The sequence below is a fragment of the Micromonospora sp. WMMD736 genome (assembly GCF_049179015.1).
GTDB lineage: Bacteria > Actinomycetota > Actinomycetes > Mycobacteriales > Micromonosporaceae > Micromonospora.
In genome coordinates, this window is sequence record NZ_JBMHMI010000176.1 from 1 (window position 1) to 3,190 (window position 3,190).

Sequence of the window (3,190 nt, forward strand, 5' to 3'; positions counted from 1 at the left end):
GCCACATCGGCCGCCGACGATTGCGAGAACGTGATGCCCGATGAGGCGCTGTAGCCACCGGAGCGGTCGACCGGCTTGGGCGCCTGCTCCGAGCCCAGGCTGATGCGGCGCCGCCGGTACCGGACCAGCCCGACGACGAGGGCGACGACGAGCAGAACTGCGATGACCGCGACCGCGATCCAAAGACCTTCTGTCACGCGGTCATTGTCTCAGGGCACCGGCCCGCCACCCGATCCGGTGCGGCTGTGGCCGCCGCAGGCCGACCGGGGAGGCACTGACGTAGTGTCTGCGGGGTGACCGCTTCCTCCCTTCCGCGGCGGTAGGGGTCGCGCACTGATGGCCGCACTTGTGCTGACGCTGGCGGGTTTGGCGATGCTGGACTCGGCCAACGTCCTCAACATCGGCGTGGTCTCGGCGGTCGTCTACGACAGCCGTCTCGGCCGCCGCTCACCCATTCCAGGCGGTTTGAGTTATATCGCAGGCGTATTCGTGGTCACCACGACCTTCGGTCTGGCGGTGGTGCTCGGCCTGAGTTTCCTGACCGAATTGCTCGACTTCGAGATCACGCCCACCCTCCGCTATCGAGGCGAGCTGCTGCTGGGTCTGGCGCTGATCGGCCTGGCCTACTTTCCGTTGACCGCGCAAACCTCAGCGCCGGGATTCGCGCTGACCGCAATGCGTCAACGGCCCTGGCTACTCGGGTTCGTCGGACTGGCCGTGGGTATGGGCCAGGCGCCGACCGCGGTCCCCTACCTGACCGGTCTGGCGATGCTGGCCGCGCTGGACCCCCGCCCAGCGTATTGGCCGCTCATCATCTATGCCTACTGGACAATCGCCCTGCTGCCGTCCCTTGTCGTGCTTGGCCTCTCGGCCAGAAGGACGAAGCGAGCGCAGCGTATCCAACGCTGGCTGGTGCGCACCATCACGCGCTACGGGCCCATATCGGTGCGAATACTGTTCCTGGGCGCCGGTGTCGTGCTGGTGATCGACGCGCTGATCCACTACCAGGCGCTGTGGTGAGGGCCCGCTACCCGGTGCCGACCAACTCCTGGCCCCGCATGCGCTGCGAGATCACCGCGGTGATCCCGTCGTCGCGCATCGTCACGCCATAGAGGGCGTCGGCGACATCCATCGTCGGTTTCTGATGGGTGATGACGATGAGCTGCGACTGCGCCCGCAGTTGCTCGAACAGGCTGAGCAGGCGACGCAGGTTGACGTCGTCGAGTGCGGCCTCGACCTCGTCCATCACGTAGAACGGCGACGGCCGGGCCCGGAAGATCGCCACCAACATGGCCACCGCGGTCAGCGACTTCTCCCCGCCCGACAGCAGCGACAGCCGCTTGATCTTCTTGCCCGGCGGCCGTGCCTCCACCTCGATTCCGGTGGTCAGCATGTCGTCGGGGTCGGTCAGCAGCAGGCGGCCCTCGCCACCGGGGAACAGCGTCGCGAACACCGCACGGAACTCCCGCTCGACGTCGGTGTAGGCGTCGGTGAAGACTTGCAGGATGCGGTCGTCCACATCGGCGATGACGTCGAGCAGATCCTTGCGGGCCGCCTTGACGTCCTCCAGTTGGGTGGACAGGAAGTTGTAGCGCTCCTCGAGGGCGGCGAACTCCTCCAGCGCCAGCGGGTTGACCCGGCCCAACTCCTTGAGCTCCCGCTCGGCACGTTTGGCGCGACGTTCCTGGGTGGGGCGATCGAACGGCATCGGCGCCGGCGCGGTGACCTGTTCACCGCGCTCGCGGGCCTGCTCGAACTCGGCGACCTCCAGCTCCGTCGGCGGCAGCCCCACGTGCGGGCCGTATTCGGCGACCAAGTCCGCGGCGGCCATCCCGAACTGTTCGAGCACCTGCGCCTCGAGTTGCTCGATCCGCAGCACCGCCTGCGCTTTGGCCACCTCATCGCGGTGCAGCGCGTCGGTCAGTGCGGTGATCTTGGTGTTCAGCTCGGTGACTTCGTCGCGGGCTCGGGCCAGCGCCGCGGCCCGCTGCCCGCGTTCGGCGGCCAGCGCGTCACGGGTGCTGGAAGCCACCGCGACCACCGCGCTCAGCCGCGCCGCGACCGTCCGCCCCGACTCGGCGACCGCGGCCGCCACGGTCGCCGCATGTTCACGGGCCTCCCGGGCGCGCTGCGCCCGCAGCCGCGCCTCCCGTTCGGCCGCTGCCGCGCGGCGCAGCGAATCAGCCCGTCCCCGAACGGCATTGGCGCGTTCTTCGGCGGTGCGAACCGCCAACCGGGCCTCCACCTCGACCGCCCGCGCAGCCTCGGCGGCCGCCATCGACGCCTGTCGGTCGGTTGGCTCGGCTTCCAACGCCGGTGCCTGCTGCGCGTTGCGCAGCCGCTGCTCGAGCTCGGTCAGATCGGCCATCGTCTGCGCACGGCCGGCCTCCAGCTCGTCGCGTTGCTTGATCAGCCGCTGCCAGTCGTCGTCGGCGGTGCGGGCCTCCTGCCCGAGCCGGCCCAACTGTTCATAGACGGCCGAGATCGCGGCGTCTGACTCGTTGAGCGCGGCCAGCGCATGTTCGGCGGCGTCTTGGCGGGCGGCCTGCTCGACCAGCGCGCCGGACAACGCGGCGCTCAGCTCCCGGGTCTGCTTCTCGGCCGCCGCCAGCTCACTGCGGGCCTTGTCGATCTCCGATGTGATCTCCAGCGTGCTCGGTTTGCGGTCCGACCCACCCTTGACCCAGCCCGCGCCGAGCAGGTCACCGTCTCGGGTGACCGCGCGCAGCCGCGACTGCCCGGTCACCAGGTCCAGACCGGACCGCAGGTCGTCAACCACCGCAACACCCGAGAGCAGGGCGGTGATCGCGGTGTGCAGCCGCGGCGGCATCTCGACGAGATCAGCCGCCCACACCGCATCGGCGGGCAACGGGTGACTGTCCGGTTCCGATCCGGCGGGCCAGTCGCCGATCACGATCGCGGCCCGGCCTCCGTCGGACTCCTTGAGCGCAGTGACCGCCGAGCGGGCCGCGCCGAAGTCCTCGGCCGCGACCGCATCCGCAGCCGACCCGAGCACCGCCGCGATCGCCACCTCGTAGCCCGGCCTGACCCTGAGCATCTTCGCGACCGATCCGAAAAGCCCTGCGTCCCTGCGATTTTTCTGCAGCCACGCCGCTCCGTCCCGACGCTCCAGGCCGACGGCCAGCGCATCGATCCGGGCCCGCAGTGAGGCCACCTGGCGCTCGGCGCC

General features: G+C 69.8%; 2 protein-coding genes and 1 pseudogene. 1 reads left to right on the forward strand and 2 read right to left on the reverse strand.

Features of this window, described 5'->3' with window-relative positions:
* Nucleotides 1–197, reverse strand: a pseudogene (locus ACN269_RS35290) (hypothetical protein); the annotation flags it as partial.
* Nucleotides 198–336: 139 nt separating this feature from the next.
* On the opposite strand from ACN269_RS35290, the gene ACN269_RS35295 reads away from it, so the two are divergent.
* The gene (locus ACN269_RS35295) at nucleotides 337–1,020 is read left to right on the forward strand and encodes a GAP family protein (RefSeq protein WP_421477770.1); all 684 of its coding nucleotides are present in this window, start codon (nucleotides 337–339) and stop codon (nucleotides 1,018–1,020) included.
* A gap of 7 nt (nucleotides 1,021–1,027) precedes the next feature.
* On the opposite strand, the gene ACN269_RS35300 is transcribed toward ACN269_RS35295, so the two are convergent.
* Nucleotides 1,028–3,190, reverse strand: a 2,163-nt coding sequence (locus tag ACN269_RS35300) for an AAA family ATPase (RefSeq protein ID WP_421477772.1), incomplete at its 5' end; no start/stop codon positions are given.

Coding starts and splice junctions, on each gene's coding strand:
- ACN269_RS35295 (WP_421477770.1), top strand. CDS start 337: ATGGCCGCACTTGTGCTGACGCTGGCGGGTTTGGCGATGCTGGACTCG.